At 70.1% G+C, this 19342-nt stretch carries 16 protein-coding genes, 1 tRNA gene and 2 rRNA genes; 7 read left to right on the top strand and 12 right to left on the bottom strand.

The window, feature by feature from the left end; all coding sequences use genetic code 11:
- The 3 genes from G412_RS0124625 to G412_RS0124615 form a co-directional block, all read left to right on the top strand.
- Nucleotides 1–152 (top strand): 23S ribosomal RNA (locus tag G412_RS0124625); the annotation flags it as partial.
- Nucleotides 153–226: 74 nt separating this feature from the next.
- Nucleotides 227–343 (top strand): 5S ribosomal RNA (rrf, locus tag G412_RS0124620).
- A gap of 119 nt (nt 344–462) precedes the next feature.
- A complete protein-coding gene (locus tag G412_RS0124615; protein ID WP_028814416.1) occupies nt 463–1428 on the top strand; it encodes a YihY/virulence factor BrkB family protein in 966 nt (321 codons plus the stop codon).
- Here G412_RS0124615 and G412_RS0124610 read toward each other — a convergent pair.
- The gene (locus G412_RS0124610; RefSeq protein ID WP_028814415.1) at nt 1400–2326 is read right to left on the bottom strand and encodes a TetR/AcrR family transcriptional regulator; all 927 of its coding nucleotides are present in this window, start codon (nt 2324–2326) and stop codon (nt 1400–1402) included. The two genes, G412_RS0124615 and G412_RS0124610, sit on opposite strands and share 29 nt — an antisense overlap.
- Nucleotides 2327–2726: 400 nt before the next feature.
- Between G412_RS0124610 and G412_RS35825 the strand changes: the two genes are divergently transcribed.
- Nucleotides 2727–3707 (top strand): terpene synthase family protein, encoded by a 981-nt coding sequence (locus G412_RS35825; protein ID WP_157839152.1) that lies wholly within the window; start codon nt 2727–2729, stop codon nt 3705–3707.
- Here G412_RS35825 and G412_RS0124600 read toward each other — a convergent pair.
- From G412_RS0124600 to G412_RS0124575, 6 genes are all read right to left on the bottom strand, one after another.
- Nucleotides 3682–5214: a cytochrome P450 gene (locus G412_RS0124600; RefSeq protein ID WP_028814414.1), complete on the bottom strand. Its 1533-nt coding sequence runs from the start codon at nt 5212–5214 to the stop codon at nt 3682–3684. The two genes, G412_RS35825 and G412_RS0124600, sit on opposite strands and share 26 nt — an antisense overlap.
- 84 nt (nt 5215–5298) lie before the next feature.
- On the bottom strand, nt 5299–5898 hold the full coding sequence (locus G412_RS0124595; RefSeq protein WP_028814413.1) for a GTP-binding protein: 600 nt from the start codon (nt 5896–5898) through the stop codon (nt 5299–5301).
- Nucleotides 5879–6244, bottom strand: coding sequence for a DUF742 domain-containing protein (locus G412_RS0124590; protein WP_028814412.1), 366 nt, complete (start codon nt 6242–6244; stop codon nt 5879–5881). Before G412_RS0124590 ends, G412_RS0124595 begins: the two co-directional genes overlap by 20 nt.
- Complete coding sequence (locus tag G412_RS0124585; RefSeq protein WP_028814411.1) at nt 6241–6648, bottom strand: roadblock/LC7 domain-containing protein; 408 nt, start codon at nt 6646–6648, stop codon at nt 6241–6243. Before G412_RS0124585 ends, G412_RS0124590 begins: the two co-directional genes overlap by 4 nt.
- Complete coding sequence (locus G412_RS0124580) at nt 6645–8234, bottom strand: sensor histidine kinase (protein WP_028814410.1); 1590 nt, start codon at nt 8232–8234, stop codon at nt 6645–6647. The genes G412_RS0124585 and G412_RS0124580 overlap by 4 nt, the downstream gene beginning before the upstream one ends.
- 937 nt (nt 8235–9171) lie before the next feature.
- Nucleotides 9172–9594: a DUF350 domain-containing protein gene (locus G412_RS0124575; RefSeq protein ID WP_028814409.1), complete on the bottom strand. Its 423-nt coding sequence runs from the start codon at nt 9592–9594 to the stop codon at nt 9172–9174.
- A gap of 135 nt (nt 9595–9729) precedes the next feature.
- Here G412_RS0124575 and G412_RS0124570 point away from each other — a divergent pair, with 135 nt between their 5' ends.
- Nucleotides 9730–10041, top strand: a complete 312-nt coding sequence (locus G412_RS0124570; RefSeq protein ID WP_028814408.1) for a hypothetical protein — start codon at nt 9730–9732, stop codon at nt 10039–10041.
- A gap of 105 nt (nt 10042–10146) precedes the next feature.
- Here the strand turns inward: G412_RS0124570 and G412_RS0124565 are convergent, their stop codons facing one another.
- Entirely contained in the window at nt 10147–11688 is a 1542-nt protein-coding gene (locus G412_RS0124565; protein WP_028814407.1) for an RNA polymerase sigma factor, read from the bottom strand.
- A gap of 176 nt (nt 11689–11864) precedes the next feature.
- Here G412_RS0124565 and G412_RS0124560 point away from each other — a divergent pair, with 176 nt between their 5' ends.
- Nucleotides 11865–12662, top strand: coding sequence for a cobalt-precorrin-6A reductase (locus G412_RS0124560; RefSeq protein WP_028814406.1), 798 nt, complete (start codon nt 11865–11867; stop codon nt 12660–12662).
- On the opposite strand, the gene cobF is transcribed toward G412_RS0124560, so the two are convergent.
- Nucleotides 12619–13395 (bottom strand): precorrin-6A synthase (deacetylating), encoded by a 777-nt coding sequence (gene cobF / locus G412_RS0124555; protein WP_028814405.1) that lies wholly within the window; start codon nt 13393–13395, stop codon nt 12619–12621. The genes G412_RS0124560 and cobF overlap by 44 nt on opposite strands.
- Nucleotides 13392–13916 (bottom strand): DUF309 domain-containing protein, encoded by a 525-nt coding sequence (locus tag G412_RS35820; protein WP_051338587.1) that lies wholly within the window; start codon nt 13914–13916, stop codon nt 13392–13394. Before G412_RS35820 ends, cobF begins: the two co-directional genes overlap by 4 nt.
- Before the next feature lie 167 nt (nt 13917–14083).
- Here G412_RS35820 and G412_RS0124545 point away from each other — a divergent pair.
- A tRNA-Pro gene (locus G412_RS0124545) sits at nt 14084–14157 on the top strand.
- 80 nt (nt 14158–14237) lie between these two features.
- Here G412_RS0124545 and G412_RS0124540 read toward each other — a convergent pair.
- Both G412_RS0124540 and G412_RS0124535 read right to left on the bottom strand, forming a co-directional pair.
- Nucleotides 14238–16778, bottom strand: coding sequence for a SpoIIE family protein phosphatase (locus tag G412_RS0124540; RefSeq protein WP_028814404.1), 2541 nt, complete (start codon nt 16776–16778; stop codon nt 14238–14240).
- Nucleotides 16775–19336, bottom strand: coding sequence for a SpoIIE family protein phosphatase (locus tag G412_RS0124535; protein WP_028814403.1), 2562 nt, complete (start codon nt 19334–19336; stop codon nt 16775–16777). The genes G412_RS0124540 and G412_RS0124535 overlap by 4 nt, the downstream gene beginning before the upstream one ends.
- Nucleotides 19337–19342 lie beyond the last annotated feature (6 nt).

Below are 19342 nucleotides of genomic sequence, written 5' to 3'. Positions count from 1 at the left end.
AGCATCTAAGCGGGAAGCCTGCTTCGAGATGAGTGTTCCCACCCCCTTTGAGGGGTTAAGGCTCCCAGTAGACGACTGGGTTGATAGGCCAGATGTGGAAGCCCGGTAACGGGTGGAGCTGACTGGTACTAATAGGCCGAGGGCTTGTCCTCAGTTGCTCGCGTCCACTGTGTTAGTTCTGAAGTAACGAACTGTGCCGTTATCCGGTTCGATATCTTCATAGTGTTTCGGTGGTCATAGCGTTAGGGAAACGCCCGGTTACATTCCGAACCCGGAAGCTAAGCCTTTCAGCGCCGATGGTACTGCAGGGGGGACCCTGTGGGAGAGTAGGACGCCGCCGAACAAATTTTATGCCCCGGCCCCTGGACTTATGTCCAGGGGCCGGGGCTTTTTTGCGTTCTGGGATCGTATTCTCAGGACCGGAGTCGATGCGGCAAACATTCGAGTGAAAGTGGGCGTCCGATGGGAACTGTGGTGCATGTCCCCCAGACTCGGGACATGATCGGGGAGGAACTCTCGGGCGACGAAGCCCTGACCGCTCTGCGGCACTACGGGGGGCGCAAGCTGTTCCTCGATGCCTTTTCCCGCTTCCGGTACGCCGACGGATTCAGCTATGCCCGGTCCCTCGCCTTCCAGGTGGTGCTGGGCATCGTGCCGTTCGCCATCGCCCTGGTGGGCGTCGCCGCGAGCGTGCACACCGACAGTGTGGGGCGCGTGGTCGAGCTGACACTTGGGCACATCGTGCCGGGTGCCAGCAACGAGCTGGTGGAAGAAGCCCTCGCGGACACCAGACGCAGCGCCGGCGGCAGTACATCGATCGCGGTCGCCATGTGGCTGGGGCTCGGCTTCGCCGTACTCAACCTGACCTCGGCCATGGGGCAGATCGAGCGCGGCAGCAACCGCATCTACGGGATCGAGAGGGACCGGCCGTTTCTCGCGAAGTACGGCCGAAGTCTGCTGCTGGCCCTGGGGGCCGGGGTGCCGATGGTGCTGGGTTTCCTCGTCATGGTCGCCGGTGAGGCGGTGGGGGAGTCGCTGGTGGAGGCGCTCGGGTGGCCGGAGTCCCTGCTCGACGTGTGGGGCCCGCTGGAGGTGCCGGTCGGTGTCCTGCTGGCACTGCTGGCGTCGGCGGTCATATTCCGCTGGGCGCCGCGACGTGATCAGCCCGGTTACACCTGGCTCGCCGTCGGATCCGCCGTACACCTGGTGCTGTGGGTGGTGGCGACCTGGCTGCTGGCCCTGTACGTCGCCAAGAGCGGTTCCTTCGGCGCGGTCTATGGGCCGCTCACCGCCTTCGTCGCCTTGATGCTCTGGGCGAATCTCACCGGAATCGCACTGTTCCTGGGCGTCGCCTTCGCCGCCCAGCTCGAAGCCGCCCGCGCCGGCATCACCGAGCCGGTCAGGCCCGACCCCGGGCCGGGGGCGTAATCCCGGCTCTGCGTACGGACAAGGTGGCGTCCACGTACGCGAGCAGCGCCGCCCCCATGTCCTCGGGACTCGTGCCTGTTCCGGCGCCTGGTGCGGCGGCGAGCACCTGGGTGGCCAGGCCGTCGATCAGTGCGGTCAGCCGCAGCGCGTCGGCGTCCGGGTCCGTGGTGGGGCGGAAGACGCCCTGGCCGACACCGCGCCGCAGCACATCGGCGACCGTGGCACGCCACTGCCGGTGGTACGCGATGTGCAGCCGGCCCACGGCGGTGGAGCGGGCCGCCTCCGCCCACAGGTTGAGCCAGACGCTCCACTGCCACCGCTGCTGCTCGGTGTACGGCGTCTGGAGCTCGATCAGCCGCCGCAGTTCATCCGCCGCGTCGCCCGCGTCGGCGATCCTGGCCGCGCGCCGCGCGGTCTCCTCGTCCATGCACCAGCGCACGGCGGCTTCCAGCAGCTCGTCCCGGCCGGGGAAGTGGTAGTGGACGGCGGCGGTGCTGGTGGCGCAGGCCTCGGCGATGTCGGCGACCCGTACGGTATGGAAGCCGCGCTCGGCGATCAGCCGCACCGTCTCCCGGACGATCTGGAGCGGCCTGCCGCACTCGCGCGCCGCGACGGCCGCCGCTCGGTCGCGGCGTACGGCTGAGGACTTCGCGGAGGCGTCGGTACGGGCCCCGAGCAGCCAGCGTGCGTCGACGTCGGCGGTGTCGGCGATACGGGTCAATTCGGCCACGGTGAACCGGCGCACACCGCTGAGTGAACGCGAGAGTTTTGACGGATCCATGACGATTCGTCGGGCGAACTCGCGCTGGGTCACACCGACGGCGCCGATCACCTGACGCACTCGCTCGGCGACCTCGGCGCCCGAATCGCCGACCCGGCTTCCGGGTTCTGACCGCATGGCCGGTCACCGTACTCATGCGTTGAGGTGAACGCAATGTGCCAGGCGGGAACATCGCTGCAACCTCAACGGATTCAGCCCGGTGATGAGGTGCTGACTGACGCGTCAGTCAGCGGCGTAAGTCGTGAGAACCCCCGGCACAGCGGCGAAATTGGACTTCTGCAACTTTGGGCAACTTGCGATCAACTTGGTTCAGGCGACGGCCAATTGCATTGTTATTGATGGTCGGACATGGGCATATACGCCCCAGCGTACGCGGGGACTCAACCGGAGGCCGAACATGACCGTAATCTCGCCACGTCGCTTGGGACAGCAATTGCCGAGCGTGCCCTTCTATTGCCCAGTGCCGTCTGTCGTCCACCCGTCGGCCGAGGCCCTCAATGACATCACCGTGCGATGGATGCTCCAACAGAGCCTCGACGTGGACGATCATCAGCGCAGGCGGCTCGCCCTCTGTGACTTCGGCGGCCTCACGGCGTCGACCATGTCGTACGGGCAACTTGAACCGCTCATCCTGATGGCGAAGTTCCACGCCGTGCTCTTCTCGCTCGACGACGGCGTGTGCGACGAGTCCTACGTCACCGCGGACGCGCTCGCTCAGGAGACGTCCCGGATTGTGCGGGCCATAGAGGCCCCGCATGCCTACCAGCCGGACGACTCGCCGCACGCGGCCGCGCTGCGCTTACTCCGCCTGGAACTGGAGCGGTACGCGTCCCGGCAGCAGATCCGCCGCTGGACCGACGCCATGCGCGTATACGCCTCGGGGCTGGTGTGGGAGGCGGCCTGGCGCCGCAGCCCTGAACTGCCTTCGCTCAACGACTACGTGACGCTGTGGATGAGGGCCATAGGAATGGCCCCCTCCACCGCGATGATCGAGATCGTCGCCGGATATTCCATACCTGACAACGACCTGGAGGACCCGCGGGTGCGGGCCCTCACCGAGATCACCTGGACGCTGGTCAGCTGGGACAACGACCTCTACTCCCGCAACAAGGAGCTGCTGCGGGCCGGCGACGACCTCAACCTGATAGACGTGCTGTGCCAGGAACTCGGCTGCGATCCGCACCACGCGCTCCAGGAGGCCGTGGCGATGCGGGACCGCGTCATGGTGCTCTTCCTCCGGCTGAGCGAGCAGGTGCTGAAGGGCGCGGGCGGCGGACTGCGCCGGTACGTACAGGGGCTCGGCCAGTTCATCCGGGGGCACCTCGACTGGGCGTCGGGTTGCCCCCGTTACAGCGTGCCCTCCGCCCCGGCGGGCAAGCCGGACGAGGGATGGTGGAAGCAGCGTCCGGCCGACGACAGCTTCGAGCCGCTTCCCCTCCCGACGATCTCCTGGTGGTGGGATCTTCTGACGGTCAGTAACCGCGCCACCAGCGAGTGAGCGACTGCCACATCCGCTTCGGCGCCACCGGCCTGCGCTGAGCCGGAATCGTGACCGGTGTCTGTACTGCCGCGGGTGGCGTTGCCGGTACGGGTTCGGGCGCGGGCCCCGGCACCTGGGCGGGCTGTGGCGCGCTCACGGCGGCCGGCGAGTCCACCTGCCAGTCCGGTTGCGGCCTCGTGCGCGACGCCGTGGTGATGAGGCTCTCGGCGTCGGACTGCGGCCCTCGCGCGGCGAACTTCACCGGGAGCGCGATCAGATGCCTGGACATGAGGGCGCTTCTGTACTGCAATTCATGCTCCTCGACAGCGAGTTGCAGGTCGGGCAGGCGCATCAGCAGCGCGTCGACGCCGGTGTCGGCGATGGCGCGCCCGATGTCCTGCCCCGGGCACTCGTGCGGCCCGCCGCTGAAGGCGAGGTGGGCCCGGTTGCCCTGCATCGAGGCGTGCGGGTCGGGGCGTACCACCGGATCGACATTGGCGGCGGCGATGCCGACGATCAGGGCGTCGCCCTTCTTGATCTGCTGGCCGCCGAACTCGGTGTCACCGACGGCCCAGCGGCCGAGGATCGTGGTGAACGGCGGCTCGTCCCACAGCGTCTGCTCGACCGCCTCGGGCAGCGTCATGTGGCCGCCGCTGAGCTGGGCGCGGAAGCGCGGATCGGTGAGCACCATGCGCAGTACGTTGGCGATCAGGTTCGCGGTCGTCTCGTACGCCGCGATCAGCACCAGCCGCAGATGCTGGCTGACCTCGTCGTCGGTGAGCCCGGCCGGGTGCTCGATGAGCCAGCTGGTGAAGTCCTCCTCGGGTGCGAGCCGGCGCTTGGCCACATGCCTGTTCAGTACGCCCATCACATAGGCGTTGCTGGCGTTCGCCGTGGCCGTGCCCTTGATCATGTCGCGGGCGCTCTGCACGATCCGCTCGTTGTACTCCTCCGCCATGCCCAGGATCTGGCACATCACCATCATCGGCAGGTGCTCGGCGAAGCGGCTCACCAGGTCGGCCTTGCCGTCTTGGCAGAAGCTGTTGACGAGCCGGTTGCTGTACCGGTTGATGTGGCGGCGTACACCGCGCGTGTCGATGCGCCCGATGCTGTCGGTGACCGCACCCCGCAGCCGCTCGTGGTCCCCGCCGTCGGCGAAGACGCAGATGGGCTGCCAGGTGAAGACCGGGGCCAGCGGATGGTCGGGGGGCACGGTTCCGTCGGCGACCAGGCGCCAGTGGCGCGAGTCGCGGGAGAACTGGGAAGGGGTGCGGGTCATGTGCAGGTTCTCGGTGTGACCGAGGACCAGCCAGGCCGGTACGTCGTCGTTGAGCAGTACGGGGGCGACCGGGCCGTGCTCGGCGCGGAGCTTCTCGTACACGGCCATCGGGTCGTTCTCGTGCTCCGGCCCGTACAGCCGGCGCAGGCCGCCCGGGCCCGTCGCGGTGATGGCGTGGGCCGGGCATGCCGGGGGCGGAAGAGCCCCGTCGTCCGCTCCGGGTAGATGGTGGAAGGGGGTTGTCACGGTCACTCCAGGGATCGGGCGATCGGGCCGGCAGATACAGGGCCCCGGTGGTCGCGGGGGCCGGGCACGTACCGGACCCGGCAGTTACAGGGACAAGGAGTGCAGATAGCGCATCAGCGTCAGGAGGACATCGCGGCAGGACCCGCGCCCTCGCGCGTCGCAGTCCACTATCGGCACTTCGGGGGGCAGGTCGAGGGCGGTGCGCAGGACGTCGAGTGGGTAACGGGGCGCGTCCGGGAACGTGTTGATGGCGACGACGAACGGCACTCCGCGCTCCTCCAGGCGCCCGATCACGTCGAAACTGACCTCGAGGCGGCGGGTGTCGACCAGCACCACCGCTCCCAGGGCGCCCTCGAACAGGCCGTTCCACAGGAACCAGAAACGCTCCTGGCCCGGTGTGCCGAAGAGGTAGAGGATCAGCTCGTCGCTGATGCTGATCCGGCCGAAGTCCATGGCGACGGTGGTGGCGGTCTTGCCCTCCAGGTTGTCGTCGACGCCGACTCCGGCCTCGGTCATGGTTTCCTCGGTGGTCAGCGGACGGATCTCGCTCACCGAGCCCACCATCGTGGTCTTGCCCACCCCGAACCCGCCCACGATGACGATCTTCACCGCGGCCGAGGCCGTGGTGGGAAGGACGTCCTCGCTGCGCGGGCCGGTGATCGTGTCAGAGCTTCTGAAGTCCATGCATCACCGCTTCGAGGAGGGATCGGTCCGGCAGGGCGGCGCGGACGATGGGCGCCCGCGATTCGACCAGTTCGGTGGCGAGGAGATCGGTCACCAGCACCGTCACCACGCTGAAGGGCAGGTTGAGATACGCCGAGATCTCGGCCACCGACAACGGGGCCCGGCACAGCCGCAGGATGGCGGCCTGCTCGGGCTGGACCGTCGGTGTCGGTTCGGTGCGGGAGACGACCATCGTGACGAGATCGAGCGGGGCCCGGTCAGCACTGTCCGCGCCACCGGTGAGCACGTACAGCCGTTCCGGGTCCTTCGTCCCGGGTTGTCGCCGTTCTCGTCGGGGCGGACTCATGCGCTCTGCCCGTCATGGCGCGGAGGGCTCGTCAGGTGGGCTCCGATACGGATGACCAGGTCCCGCATACGCGTCCCCATGAGGCCCGCGTCCACCGTCTCGTCGGCGAGCACCGCGAGGTAGGCGCCGGTCCCGGCCGCCATCATGTAGAAGAGGCCACGGTCGACTTCGATGACGACGAGCCGCATCTTGCCTTCGCTGTACGGGATCTCGGCGGCGACGGCCGCGGCGAGGCTCTGGAGCCCGGCGCAGGCTGCCGCGAGCCGGTCGGCGATGTCGGGGTCGCCGCCGTGCCGGGCGATGCGCAGTCCGTCGGCGGACAGGACCACGATCTGCTGGATCTGCGGTACCCCGTCGGCCAGTTCCTTGAGCATCCAGTCGAAATTCGCCCGTTGCGTGATCACTTGAGATCTCCCTTGTCCAACGCGTCGTCAGGTTCGTCATCGGCCGACGGGTCCGGCAGCTCCCCGTTGAACCCCTTGTTGAAGGCTTCGATCCAGAGCCCCGGCTCCGGCTCGGGCTCCTTGGCCGCGCCGTTGGCATGGCTGTTGGTGTGGCCGTTGGTGTGGCCGTTGAGCGGCGGACGCTGTTCGGGCGGCAGGTTGTGGGACCCGAGCGGTGCACGGCCCCGGCTGCGGCGCTGCGGCAGCCCCTGCGCCGTCCATTCGGTCACCTCGGGGACGTCCTCCTCCCTGCCGACCGGCATGTGCACCGGACGCTGCGGCTGGACGGCGGGCTTGGGCTTGGGCTTGCGCCTGGGGACACGAGCCTCTTCCGCCTCGGACAGGCCGGACGGGCCCTGCCGGGGGATCGCCTGCGCGCCGATGCCGTGGGCGATGCCGGGGGCGCGACCGGTGGTGATCACGTCGCGCGGCACGATGAGCACCGCGCGGACGCCGCCGTACGCGGACTGCCGCAGCGAGACCTTGAGGTCGTACATCTGCGAGAGGCGGCCGACGACGGCCATGCCGAGCCGCGGCGTCTCACCGAGGTCGTTGAGGTCGATGCCCGCCTGGGCGCGGGCCAGCATGCGCTCGGCCCGGCCCCTGGCTTCCTCGCTGAGGCTGACGCCGCCGTCCTCGATCTCGATGGCGATGCCGGTCTGTACCTCCACGGCGGTGACGTGCACGCGGGTCTGCGGAGGGGAGTAGCGCGTGGCGTTGTCGAGGAGCTCCGCGCAGGCGTGGATGAGCGGTTCGACGGCCGTACCGATGATGGCGACCTTGGCGATCGAATGCAGATCGACCCGCTGGTACTCCAGGATCCGGGACATGGCGCCCCGCAGAACGCTGAACAGCGGTACGGGCTCGGGCCATTGGCGTCCGGGCCGGCCGCCGCCGAGTACGGCGATGGAGTCGGCGAGGCGGCCGATCAGCGACGTGCCGTGGTCGAGGCGCAGCAGGTCGTCGAAGACCGCGGGGTTGCGCCCGTGGTCCTCCTCCATCAGCCGCAGCTCGCTGGACTGCTGGTGCACGATGGCCTGCACGCGGCGCGCGATGTTGACGAACGCGCGCTGCGCGGAGTCGCGCATCGCTTCCTCGTTGTCGACGATCTCGAGGACGGAGCGCACCAGGGCGCGCTCCGGTTCGGGGAGATCGCGGTACGTCGGGTCCGCGTCCACCATGTCCCGCATCACCTCGTCGGGCGACTGCCCCTGCCGGAGGCGGCGGATGGTGGCAGGCAGCAGCTCGTTGCTGAGCCGCAGGGTCTGGTGGGCGTGTCCGGTGACGCGCTGGTCGAGCACGGCGAGGCGCTGCTCGTACTCCCCCCGCAGGGCCCGCATGGCCCGCCCGCGACGGACGACTTGGGCGGCGACGGCCGTCACGACCACGGTCGCCAGAACGCCGAACCACATGACTGGTATCCGGGCGGGACCCGGTACGACGACGAAGGCGGCGGCGGTGGCGGCGGCCATCAGGAGGGCGGGTGGCACGAGCGCGCGAAAGAAGGGGGATTCTCTGTCAGTTGGAGGTGATTCAACGCGAACCATGTAAACCCTCTGGCGGTCGATTCGGGATGTACTCGAACTATCAAGACACTTGCGAACAAGTGTGTGGTTTCATATCAACTCGGCGCGCTTCGAGCGAGCTTAGCCAGATGGGATCAGTGCTGCGGCATATTCACCTAACCCTCTGCACGGGCCCTCCTGGCGGGTTTAGACTCGCCAACTTTGCACACTGGGCTCATGCGTGTGCGCAAGGAGTAACCGAACGGGTGACGAGTAGGCCTTGTGTACGCGGAGACCGCTCCCGCGGAGGGGGAGCGTAGGCCGAACCGGGGCTCGCCCCGGCCCCCGGTCCTCAAACGCCGGACGGGCTGGGCGGTTGCCGCACGGATAGGCGCTCGCCGCACCGGCCGAAGGCCGCCGAGCGGACGGGCGGTTGGGCAACGTGGAAGGTGCCCCGGCGCCGGGCGATGCCACCGGACGGGCGGAGGGTGCGCGGTACGCGGAACGTCACGTGGGGCGAGTGCCAACCGGACGGAGGGGCGCGGGTGCGCTCACATCACGCGGGGTCAGGGGAGAGTTGCCGGGCGCGCTGGGGGCTCCGTACGCGGATTGTCGCGCTGGGGCGGTGAGAGTGCCGGAGGGCGGGTGGCCGACGTGCCGGTGCGAGCCGGCTGTTGATCAGCCTGCCCAGGGCCGTGCGCACGGCCGTGCCCAGGGCGGTGCACCGGTTGCCGCTGTGCGGTAGGTGTCAGAGCGTTGGTGAGGTTGGGTAGAACCGTGACGGGCTCGTTAGTCCCTTCCCGCCCCTCCCCTCCGCTCCACGCCAGGGCACTTCAGCCCGTCCGGCGTTTGAGGACGACTCGCCCGTAGGGCATCCGGGCTCCGGGGCCGGGCTCTGGGGCTTGGCCCGGTTCGGGAAGGGGCGGGGTGGGGAGCAAGCTCCGCAGGGCACCGCCCGGCCCGCCGGCGCCGCGTCGCCTCAGGCGATGGACGCGGAAACGATCGCCGCCACGGCGACATTGCACGACGCGGTCACCCACACCGCCGGATGCGGCTCTTCCTGCACCAGCGTTTCGCCCAGCTTCCCCGGCGTCACCAGGTCGACGACCAGGAACGCCACCGCCATCATCACGAGCCCCAGAACCCCGAACGCGGCCGTCGACACAAGCCCCTTGCCGAAGTCGTTGTACGTCGTCCAGATCGACGTGAACACGATCCCGCCGATACCCAGCAGCGCCGAGCTGAGCAGAAGCGCCGCATTGCGGTTGCGCTCCTCCCAGATCTGCCGGCCCAGCTTGCCCGGCGTCAGGGCGTCCACGAGAAATATGCCGAGCGTCAGCAGCACCACGCCGAGGGCGCCGTAGGCGGCGGAGCGGCCAAGTCCGTTGACGATGTCTTCCATTGGTCTCAAGTCTCCGCGCGTGAAGTCGATCGTGGTCAAGGAGAGGCAAAACCTATCGCACGCGTCCGCCGGTCCGGCCGGACGGGTTGTGGAGTGGCGCAACGGTGCCCGTACGAGCGATTACGATCCGAACTCATGAGCGCTTCTGACCAGGAACAGGCAGTGACCGACCCCTCTCCCGTCCGGACCGGTGGCCTCACGCCCCGTCAGGCCCGGCGCCTGCGCATCGCCGCCGCGTCGGTCCTGATGGTGGCGGTGGGAGCGGTGTTGGCTGTGCGGCTGGCGAGCCGGTCGTCGGTTCTGGTCGTCGGGGTGTACGGGCTGGCACTCATCCTGTGCGGTGGCGTGATCGAGCTCAGCCGGCGCGGGCGCACGCGACTGGGCACCTGGCTGCTGGTGGCGGGCCTGGCAGCGGCGGTGGCGGCGGACGCGTTTCTCATCCCGTGACCCCGTGACCCCGTGACCCCGAACGCGGCTCGGCGCCACGGGCGAGTGATCCGCCCGAGGCGCCGAAGCCGCTGCACAGGAGCTCTGGGAGGAGCCCCGGATCTCTTAGTCGAGGTAGTCGCGCAGGACCTGCGAGCGCGACGGGTGCCGCAGCTTCGACATGGTCTTCGACTCGATCTGACGGATGCGCTCACGCGTCACGCCGTAGACCTTGCCGATCTCGTCCAGCGTCTTCGGCTGACCGTCGGCCAGACCGAAGCGCATCGAGACCACACCCGCCTCACGCTCGGACAGGGTGTCGAGCACCGAGTGCAGCTGCTCCTGCAGGAAGGTGAAGGAGACCGCGTCGGCCGGGACGACCGCCTCGGAGTCCTCGATCAGGTCACCGAACTCGCTGTCGCCCTCCTCACCCAGCGGGGTGTGCAGCGAGATGGGCTCGCGGCCGTACTTCTGGACCTCGATGACCTTCTCGGGGGTCATGTCGAGTTCCTTGGCCAGCTCCTCCGGGGTGGGCTCGCGGCCCAGGTCCTGGAGCATCTGGCGCTGGACACGGGCCAGCTTGTTGATGACCTCGACCATGTGCACCGGGATACGGATGGTGCGGGCCTGGTCGGCCATCGCGCGGGTGATCGCCTGCCGGATCCACCAGGTGGCGTACGTCGAGAACTTGAAGCCCTTGGTGTAGTCGAACTTCTCCACCGCGCGGATCAGACCGACGTTGCCCTCCTGGATGAGGTCCAGGAAGAGCATGCCGCGGCCGGTGTAGCGCTTGGCCAGCGAGACCACCAGGCGGAGGTTGGCCTCCAGCAGGTGGTTCTTGGCCCGGCGGCCGTCCTCGACGAGGATCTCCAGCTCGCGGCGGAAGACCGGGTCCTGCTCGTCCTCCTCCTCCAGCTTGTGCTCGGAGAAGAGACCCGCCTCGATGCGCTTGGCCAGCTCGACCTCCTGCTCGGCGTTGAGCAGCGGCACCTTGCCGATCAGCTTCAGGTAGTCCTTGACCGGGTCGGCGGTGGCGCCGGCGACCATGACCTGCTGCGCGGGCGCGTCGTCCTCGTCCTCGTCGGACAGGACGTAACCGTCACCCTGCTGCGGCTGCTTCGTCGGCTTCTCGTCCGCCTCGTCGGCGACGGGCGCCTCGTCGGCCCAGGCGTCGCCCTGCGGCTCGTCGGGGGCCGCGGCGGCCTTCTTGGCAGCGGTCTTCTTCGCGGTCGTCTTCTTCGCGGCGCGCTTCGCCGGGGCGGCGGGGGCCTCGGTCTCGGCGGCGGAGTCCATTACCGATATTGACGCGGGAGCCGCCTGTGACGTCGCCGAAGCGGTCTTCTTGACGGTCTTCTTGACGGCGGCCTTCTTGGTCGCCGGACGCTTTTCCTCGTCCCTCGCGACGGTCTTGCGCGCACGCTTGACGGGCGCCTTGGCCGGAGCCTTGGGCGCCGTGACCATGAGCGTCACGCCCTCTTCGTCGAGGACCTGGTTGAGGCTGCGCAGCACCCGCTTGAGCTGGTCCGCGGGAATGCTGTCCGCCTCGAAGGCGTGGCGTACGTCGTCGCCGTTGATGTGACCCTGCTCCTTGCCACGCTCGATGAGCGCGACCAGGGAGGGGGATTCCGCAATCTCCTGTGGGAACGGGCGGGACGGACTGACCGACACGAGGAGCCTCTCGTAGCAAAAATGATGACTAGGCGAGGTCGCATGACGTAAGGGGCAGCGCGACGACACCTGTGGGTTCATCGCACGCTCGCGCCATTTCGTTACGCCTTGAATAGAGTGACCTGAACCACTTTCCCGAAACGGCCCCCTCGGGGTCCCTCCGGTAGCGTGACGGCATGATCACCGGCACTGGCCATGTACTGATACTCGGCGGTACGACGGAGGCCAGGCAGCTAGCGCGGACACTGGCTCCGGTCCCCCTCCTGCGCGTGACGACCTCGCTCGCAGGACGGGTGACACAACCAAGGATGCCTGATGGTGAGATTCGCGTCGGAGGCTTCGGCGGTCCGGGGCCGATGGCGGCCTGGCTGAGCGAGAAGAAGGTCGCCGCTGTGATCGACGCCACGCACCCGTTCGCCGCCGTGATCAGCGCGAACGCGGCGACGGCGGCGGCTGCCGCCCGCGTCCCGCTGGTCGCGCTGCGCCGCCCCGGCTGGCAGCCGGGCCCCGGCGACCGCTGGCACCACGCCGACAGCCTGGACGACGCGGCGGCGCTGCTGCCGGGGCTCGGCCGCCGGGTCTTCCTGACCACCGGCAGACTCGGCCTGGCCGCCTTCGCCGGGCTGGACGGGATCGACTTCCTCGTACGTTCCGTAGAGCCCCCGGAGCCGCCGTTGCCGCGCCGTACGCGGCTCCTGCTGGACCGCGGCCCGTACACCGTCGAGGGCGAGAGGGAGCTGCTGCGTACGTACGCCGCCGACGTCCTCGTCACCAAGGACAGCGGCGGCCCCGCCACCGCCGCGAAGCTCACCGCGGCCCGGCAGCTCGGCCTGCCGGTCGTCGTCGTGCGGCGGCCGGCTCCACCGCCCGGCGTGCGTACCGTCCCCGATGTGGCGGGGGCGGTCGCGGAGCTGAAGCGGCTCGGGTGCCTCAGTCCCGGTGCGATTCCCGGCGCAGCAGGTACGTGTCCATGATCCAGCCCTTGCGGGCGCGGGCCTCGGCGCGCAGCCGCAGGATCCGGTCCGAGACCTCGGAGAGCCTGCCGGAGACGAGGATCTCGTCCGCGGTGCCGATGTAGGCGCCCCAGTAGATGTACGGGTCCTCCTCGGCGTACCGCTGGAAGACCTGGTGGGCGTCGAGCATCACCACCACGTCGTCCGTGCCCTCGGGCCAGCCCTCGGCGAGCCGTCGGCCCGTCGTGATCTGGACGGGCTTCGCTACCTGGTTCAACCCGGTGCGGTGCCGGGCGACCAGCGCGGACACGCTGCTGACACCGGGGACGACCTCGTGCTCGAAGGTCACCTTCCCGCGCTCCAGGATCTCCTCCAGGATGCCGAGCGTGCTGTCGTACAGCGCCGGATCGCCCCACACCAGGAACGCGCCGGTCTCGTCCTCGCTCAGCTCGTCGGTGATCATCCGCTCGAAGATGTCGGCCCGGCGGCTGCGCCAGTCGCCGACCGCGGGGGAGTAGTCGGCGCCTCCCGCCCTGCGGTCGCGGTCCGGATCGCGTCCCTCGACCAGCCGGTACTCCCGCCCGTCCGCGATGTGACGGCCGAGGATCTCGTGCCGCAGCCGGATCAGGTCCGACTTCTCCTCCCCCTTGTCGAGGAGGAAGAAGACGTCCACCGTGTTGAGCGCTTTTACGGCCTGGATCGTCAGATGGTCCGGATCACCCGCGCCGATGCCTATGACATAGATCTTTCTCACCTGACGGAGTCTGCCGCATCGGGTCCGCCGGCCTCGGCCTCGGGCCGCCCGCGCAGGCGCGGAGCGCTCTCGGCCGCCGGTACGGGCTTCTCCTCCCGCACGACACGGCCGGCCAGCTCCTCCGCCCACGCGGTCAGTTCGGTGAGGGCGATCCCGTACGGACGCGCGTCGCCGTACGCGGCGAGACCGGCGGCGCCGCGCCGCAGCAGCCTCGCACCGCCGCTCCGGTTGCCACGGGCCGCGTGGGTGAGACCGACGGCGAGCTGGGCGAGGCCGCGCCACAGGGCGCGCTCCGCTTCGGGGCCCGACTTCCAGGCGTCCTCGAAGACCTCATGCGCGTGGAACGGCATACCGGCGTCGAGCAGCCGCTGCGCCTCGTACACCGACTCGTCCCCGGTGCGCTCCACGCCCTCGGGCTGCCGGGCCACGCCCTCGGCGCCGTACGGCAGCGGCCTGCCGAGCCCGTCGCGCGGCCGCGCGCTGCGCGCCCGCCCCTCGGGATCGCGGTCCCTCCTGTCCATGTCCCGTTCCCTGTCGTCCATCCGCCCATTGTCACGCGTCCCGGTACGCGGTCACCGGACCCGTCCCGGACAGGCGTTGAAGTCCCGGCGGCAGTCGGGACCGCTCAGAGAGTGAGGTATTGTTCTGTTGCACGCCCAGCCAGGGGAAACCCCAGGTCAGGCGGCATCGGGACGTGGCGCAGCTTGGTAGCGCACTTGACTGGGGGTCAAGGGGTCGCAGGTTCAAATCCTGTCGTCCCGACTCGAAAGAGTCGCAAGTCAGAGGCCGTATCGGAGTAATCCGACACGGCCTTCTGACATTTCTGGGGTCCCGACGGGTTGTCAGAACCTGTCCGTCTCGTCTTCCGGTACGAGCGGCTGCTCGGCCCAGATGGTCTTGCCGGTGGACGTGTAGCGGGTGCCCCACTGCTGGGTCATCTGCGCCACGAGGAAAAGGCCCCGGCCGCCTTCGTCGTCGCTGCGGGCATGGCGCAGGTGAGGTGAGGTGTGTCCGCTGTCGGAGACCTCGCAGATCAGGGTCCGGTCGCGGATGAGCCGTAGCTGGATCGGGCCCGAGGCGGCGTGCCGGATGGCGTTGGTGACGAGTTCGCTGACCACGAGTTCGGTGGTGAACGAGAGCGCCTCCAGGCCCCATTCGCCGACTTTCTTGGTGGCGACGGCCCGCGCGAAACCGACCGCCTCCGGATCGGAGGTCAGGTCCCACACGGCCACCTGGTGGCGGCCGAGCATGCGCGTACGTACGAGAAGCAGCGCCACGTCGTCGTCCACGGAACCGGGCAGCAGCGTCTCGACCGTCCGGTCGCACAGCTCGTCCAGTGGGCGCCGGTGCTCGGTGAGTACGGAGCGCAGGCCGTCGAGCTGGTCGGCGAGGTCCCGTTCGCGGCTCTGCACCAGGCCGTCGGTGAACAGCGCGACGAGGCTGCCTTCCGGCAGCTTCAGCTCCGCCGTCTCGAACGGCAGGCCCCCCAGTCCGAGCGGTGGACCCGCGGGCAGGTCGGGGAAGGTGACGGAACCGGCCGCGGGGTCGACCACGGCGGGGGACGGGTGGCCGGCCCTGGCCATCCTGCACAGGCCGGACACCGGGTCGTAGACGGCGTACAGGCACGTCACGCCCAGTGCTTCGTCATAGGGCATCGTGTGGCCGTCGACGGGGACGGCGCCCTCGTTGGCCGCCTGGTTGACCAGGTCGTCAAGGCGGGAGAGCAGTTCGTCGGGCGCGAGGTCCAGCCGGGCGAGCGCCCGTACGCTCGTGCGCAGGCGGCCCATGGTGGCGGCCGCCCGCAGACCGTGCCCGACCACGTCTCCCACGACCAGGCCCACCCGCGTGCCGGACAGGGCGATGACGTCGAACCAGTCGCCGCCGACACCGGCCTTGTTGTCGGCGGGGAGGTAGCGGTGCGCCAGCTCCACGCCGGACAGCTCCGGGAGGTTCTGCGGCAGCAGGCTGTGCTGGAGCATGAGAGCCGCGGTGTGCTCACGGGTGTAGCGGCGGGCGTTGTCGATGCTCACGGCGGTACGGGCGACGAGTTCGTCCGCCACGGCCAGCTCCCCGGCGTCGAACGGGTCGCGGCGGCGGTCCCAGGCGAACGTCACCACGCCCAGTGTGGTGCCTTCGGCGCGCAGCGGCACCACCAGCCGTGCGCCCGGCTGCGGTTGCGCCTGCGCCTGTGGCTGCCCGTTGGTGTCTTCCGGGTGGACCGGGCGGTCCTGCACCGAGCGGCCGGAGGACAGGCTACGGGCCTGGGGGGAGTCCGGCGGGTAGTCGATCCGCCGCGGTGCCGCGGGGCGCTCCGCGGTGGGCGCTCCGCTTCCCGGTCCCCACACGCGGATCACGTCGCCCGCTTGCGCGGTCCGCCAGGTGGGCTGATCGCCTTCCAGTACGGCCTCCAGGAGGTCGACCGTGACCTCGTCGGCGAACTGCGGGACGGTGACCTCCGCGAGCTCCTGGGCCGTACGGGCCATGTCCAGGGTCGTGCCCACCTGTCCGCCGGCCCGCACCAGCAGGTCCAGCCGCTGCTGCGCGAGGTAGCGGTCCGTGATGTCCATCGTCTCCTCGCACACCCCCAGCGAGGCTCCGGTGGTGTCCCGCAGCCAGTAGTACGAACACGACCAGACGTGGTCGCGCTCCGGGTCGCCGGGTGGGCGGCCGCGGTAATGGAGCTCGATGACAGGCTCGCCCGTGGCGATCACCCGCCGCATCGTCTCCTCCAGGGTCGGCGGGTACCGCTCGGACAGGATCTCGCCGTCGGCCACCATCTCGTCCGGGCCGAGACCGGTGTACTGCGTATTCCCCATCTCGCTGTAGAGGGCGGCGTTCGTCCACACCACCCGCAGGTTCGTGTCGTAGATCGCCAGGCCCACCGGCGACTGGGTGGCCAGCCCCCGCAGCATCGACTGCAGGGCCTCCCACTGCTCCGTCTCCTCGGCGTCGGCGACCGCCAGCAGCCGGGCGGGGCCCGCGCCGGCGGGGGACAGGGCGAGCATGGCCGTGACGACACGGATCACGTGGCCGTCGCGGTGGCGCATCCGCAGCACCTGTCGGTGGACGGACGCCGATCCGGGGAGGCCGGGCAGGTGCGGGGCCGCCCGGTCCACGGCCGCCCGGTCCACGGCCGCCCGGTCCACGGCCGCCCGGTCCACGGCCGTACGGCTCGCGTCCGTACCGGCTCCGTCCTCGCCATCCACCAGAAAGGTGCCGACGGGACGCCCGAGCACCTCCTGGGGCGGGTAGCCCAGCAGCGTCTGCGCCGCCGGACTCCATCCCACGACCGTGTCGTCGGCGTCCAGCACGGCCGTCGCCGCTCTGGAGACGTCGAGGGGGCCGTGGAAGTCGGCGTCCCCGGCTGCGTGTACCGCGCTCATGGCACCTGCCTTGTCGGTTCCGCCCAGCGGGCGGCGAGCAGAAGCGCGATGTCGTCGGGCCGGTCGGCGGACTGCCGGGCCTCCCGGATCAGACGGTCCGCCGTCTCGGCCAGCGAGGACGAGCCGATGTGGGAGAAGGTGGCGCGCAGCCGCTCGATGCCCAGGTCGATGTCGATGCCCGGCTGCTCCACCAGCCCGTCCGTGAACAGTGCCAGCACGGCGCCCGGTTCGAGCCGCAGTTCGGTGACGGGGTACGAGGCCTCCTGGTCCACGCCCAGCACGATGCCGCCGGCCAGGTCCAGGACCTCCGCCCTGCCGTCGCTGTGGCGCAGCAGCGGCTGCGGATGCCCGGCCCGTACGGCCTGCGCGGCCCCGGACGCCGGGTCGAGGACGATGTAACAACAGCTGGCGAACTGGCCGGGATCGATGTCGATGAGCAGACAGTTGGTGTCGTGCATGACCTCCCGCGGGTCCTGTCCGGCGAGGGCGAAGGCCCGTACGGCGCTGCGCAGCTGGCCCATCGTGGCGGCCGCGGCGACACCGTGCCCCTGTACGTCGCCCACGACCAGAGCCAGCCCCTGGCCCGTGACGACCACGTCGTACCAGTCGCCTCCCACCTCCATGCCCTGGGTGCCGGACAGGTACCGCGCGACGGTGTCGACGTGCTCGACGACGGGCAGCCGGTGCGGCAGCAGCGCGTTCTGCAGGCCACGGGCGAGGGCGGCTTCGGTGTCGTAACGCTGGGCCCTCTGGAGGGCCTGCGCGATGAGACCGGCCAGAGCGGTGAGGACCGTGCGCTCTTCGGGGCTGAAGCCGCGCGGCTGGTCGAAACCGAGGATGCACGAACCGACGGGGCGTCCGGAGGCGATCAGCGGCAGGAAGGCCCTGGCGCCGACATGGGCGTCCATCGGGATGCCGGGGTAGGCGGCGGCCAGGTGTTCCATCGACTCGAAGAACAGGGGGCGGCCCGTGGTGAGCGTCTCGACGCCGGGCAGCCGGGCGTCGAGGCTCACGCCGTCGAAGCGGTCCAGGAATCCCTGCGGGAAACCGGTCTCCCAGGCCAGGTAGAGATGTCGTTCGTTCAGCAGGTAGATCGCGAGCTGCCGGCCGCCGAAGGCGGGCAGCAGCTCGTCGGTGACCACCGAGGACACCTGGCGTGCCGTGACGGCCTCGGTCAGCGCGATGGCCAGGGCGACCGGGCGGTACAGCGCCGACGCGCGGTCGGCCGGAGAGCCGAGGCCGGTGCCCGGTCTGGTGACCGACCCCGGCGCGTACGCGGGCTGGTCCGCCGGGGCGATCGTGGCGGTCAGGCCGTCGTGGCCCGGATACAGCGAGACCGACAGCCACTCCTCCGGCCCGGCCGAGCGGCGGGCCGTGAAGTGGACGTCCTCGTCGGAGAGCAGCGCCGCCCGGAAGTGCTCCTCGTACGCCGGATGCCCGAACCACGGCAGGGCGTCCCACAGGACACGGCCGGTCAGGTGGGACCGCGCCTGGCCGAAGAGTGTCTCCGCGCTGTGGTTCAAATAGGTGATCCGTCCGACCCGGTCGAGCGACAGGATCGCGCGCGGCAGCCGGTCGGTCGCCTCGGCGACGACAGGGCCGGCGCCGAAGTCCACGAGGAAACCGGCCAGGTGGCCGCCGGGGCCGCCGCCGGGCGGCCGGGCGCGGGCGGAGAGTTCGAGCAGGTGCGGCCGCCCGTCCGGGCCCCGCAGCCGCATCCTGCGGGTCACCGGAGCGCCCGACTTCGCCACGTGCCGGGCGACGGCCCACAGCCCGTACGCGTCCTCCGGGTCCAGCCGCGCCGCCAGAGCATCGACCGTGCCGGGAAAGGCCGCCGGGGAGATGCCGAGGATGGCGCACAGTTCGTCGTCGGCCGCTACCGCGCCGTCGGCCAGATCCCATTCGAAATTGCCGATCCGCACCGGAGGTGTGGTGACGGACGGCAGGTGTACGCAGACCGGCTCGCCCTCCCACTCGACGGTCTTTCCGTCCGCGCACAGTCCGGCGAGCGCGGCGGCGAGCCGTTCTCCGGCCTGCAGCATCCGGCGGCGATCGGTCTCGTCGACGGGGACACCGGTCGTGGCCGCGCGCAGCACCACCAGCACCCCGAACTTCTCGCGCCCGTCGGCGACGGGAACGTACAGCGAGCCGAAAGAAAACGGCAGACCGGCCATGAACTGCGGGAACCGTCGCATGGCGTCTTCGGCGTCGGCGAGGAGGACGAGCCGGCCCGAGCGGTGCGCCTCGGCCACGGGGAAGGGGCGGTTGACGTGCATGCGCCACCAGGGGCGGAACAGTGTGCCGGGCAGGCCGCCCAGGACCGCCAGCCGTAGCAGGCCCGGCGTCCGGGAACGCAGATAGACGCCGCCGGCGAATCCGCCGGCAGACTCGATCGCGTTCACCGCGGCTTGGGCGAGCACCAGCGCGAGTTCGTCCGGAGCTCGGCCTTCGCTGTCCGGGTTCCCGGTCGTAGCCCCGCTCTGGCTCGGCGGTGCGGGCCCGGCCGCGCCGTACCAGGTCACACAGCAAGGATGCGCCCCAGCCGTGGCGCCGCGCATCTTCGC

It is taken from the genome of Streptomyces flavidovirens DSM 40150 (genome assembly GCF_000429085.1).
GTDB classification, from domain to species: Bacteria; Actinomycetota; Actinomycetes; order Streptomycetales; family Streptomycetaceae; genus Streptomyces; species Streptomyces flavidovirens.
Note: the sequence above shows the minus strand (reverse complement) of the source record. Positions and strands in the feature narration are given on the sequence as shown.

What these genes read in the sequence shown, in the direction of transcription:
- G412_RS0124610 (WP_028814415.1), bottom strand. Translation starts at nt 2,326, where the DNA reads ATGCGGTCAGAACCCGGAAGCCGGGTCGGCGATTCGGGCGCCGAGGTC.
- G412_RS0124580 (WP_028814410.1), bottom strand. Translation starts at nt 8,234, where the DNA reads ATGGTTCGCGTTGAATCACCTCCAACTGACAGAGAATCCCCCTTCTTT.
- G412_RS0124590 (WP_028814412.1), bottom strand. Translation starts at nt 6,244, where the DNA reads ATGAGTCCGCCCCGACGAGAACGGCGACAACCCGGGACGAAGGACCCG.
- G412_RS0124615 (WP_028814416.1), top strand. Translation starts at nt 463, where the DNA reads ATGGGAACTGTGGTGCATGTCCCCCAGACTCGGGACATGATCGGGGAG.
- G412_RS0124595 (WP_028814413.1), bottom strand. Translation starts at nt 5,898, where the DNA reads ATGGACTTCAGAAGCTCTGACACGATCACCGGCCCGCGCAGCGAGGAC.
- G412_RS0124540 (WP_028814404.1), bottom strand. Translation starts at nt 16,778, where the DNA reads ATGAGCGCGGTACACGCAGCCGGGGACGCCGACTTCCACGGCCCCCTC.
- G412_RS0124535 (WP_028814403.1), bottom strand. Translation starts at nt 19,336, where the DNA reads ATGCGCGGCGCCACGGCTGGGGCGCATCCTTGCTGTGTGACCTGGTAC.
- G412_RS35825 (WP_157839152.1), top strand. Translation starts at nt 2,727, where the DNA reads ATGCTCCAACAGAGCCTCGACGTGGACGATCATCAGCGCAGGCGGCTC.
- G412_RS0124570 (WP_028814408.1), top strand. Translation starts at nt 9,730, where the DNA reads ATGAGCGCTTCTGACCAGGAACAGGCAGTGACCGACCCCTCTCCCGTC.
- G412_RS0124560 (WP_028814406.1), top strand. Translation starts at nt 11,865, where the DNA reads ATGATCACCGGCACTGGCCATGTACTGATACTCGGCGGTACGACGGAG.
- G412_RS0124575 (WP_028814409.1), bottom strand. Translation starts at nt 9,594, where the DNA reads ATGGAAGACATCGTCAACGGACTTGGCCGCTCCGCCGCCTACGGCGCC.
- G412_RS35820 (WP_051338587.1), bottom strand. Translation starts at nt 13,916, where the DNA reads ATGGACAGGAGGGACCGCGATCCCGAGGGGCGGGCGCGCAGCGCGCGG.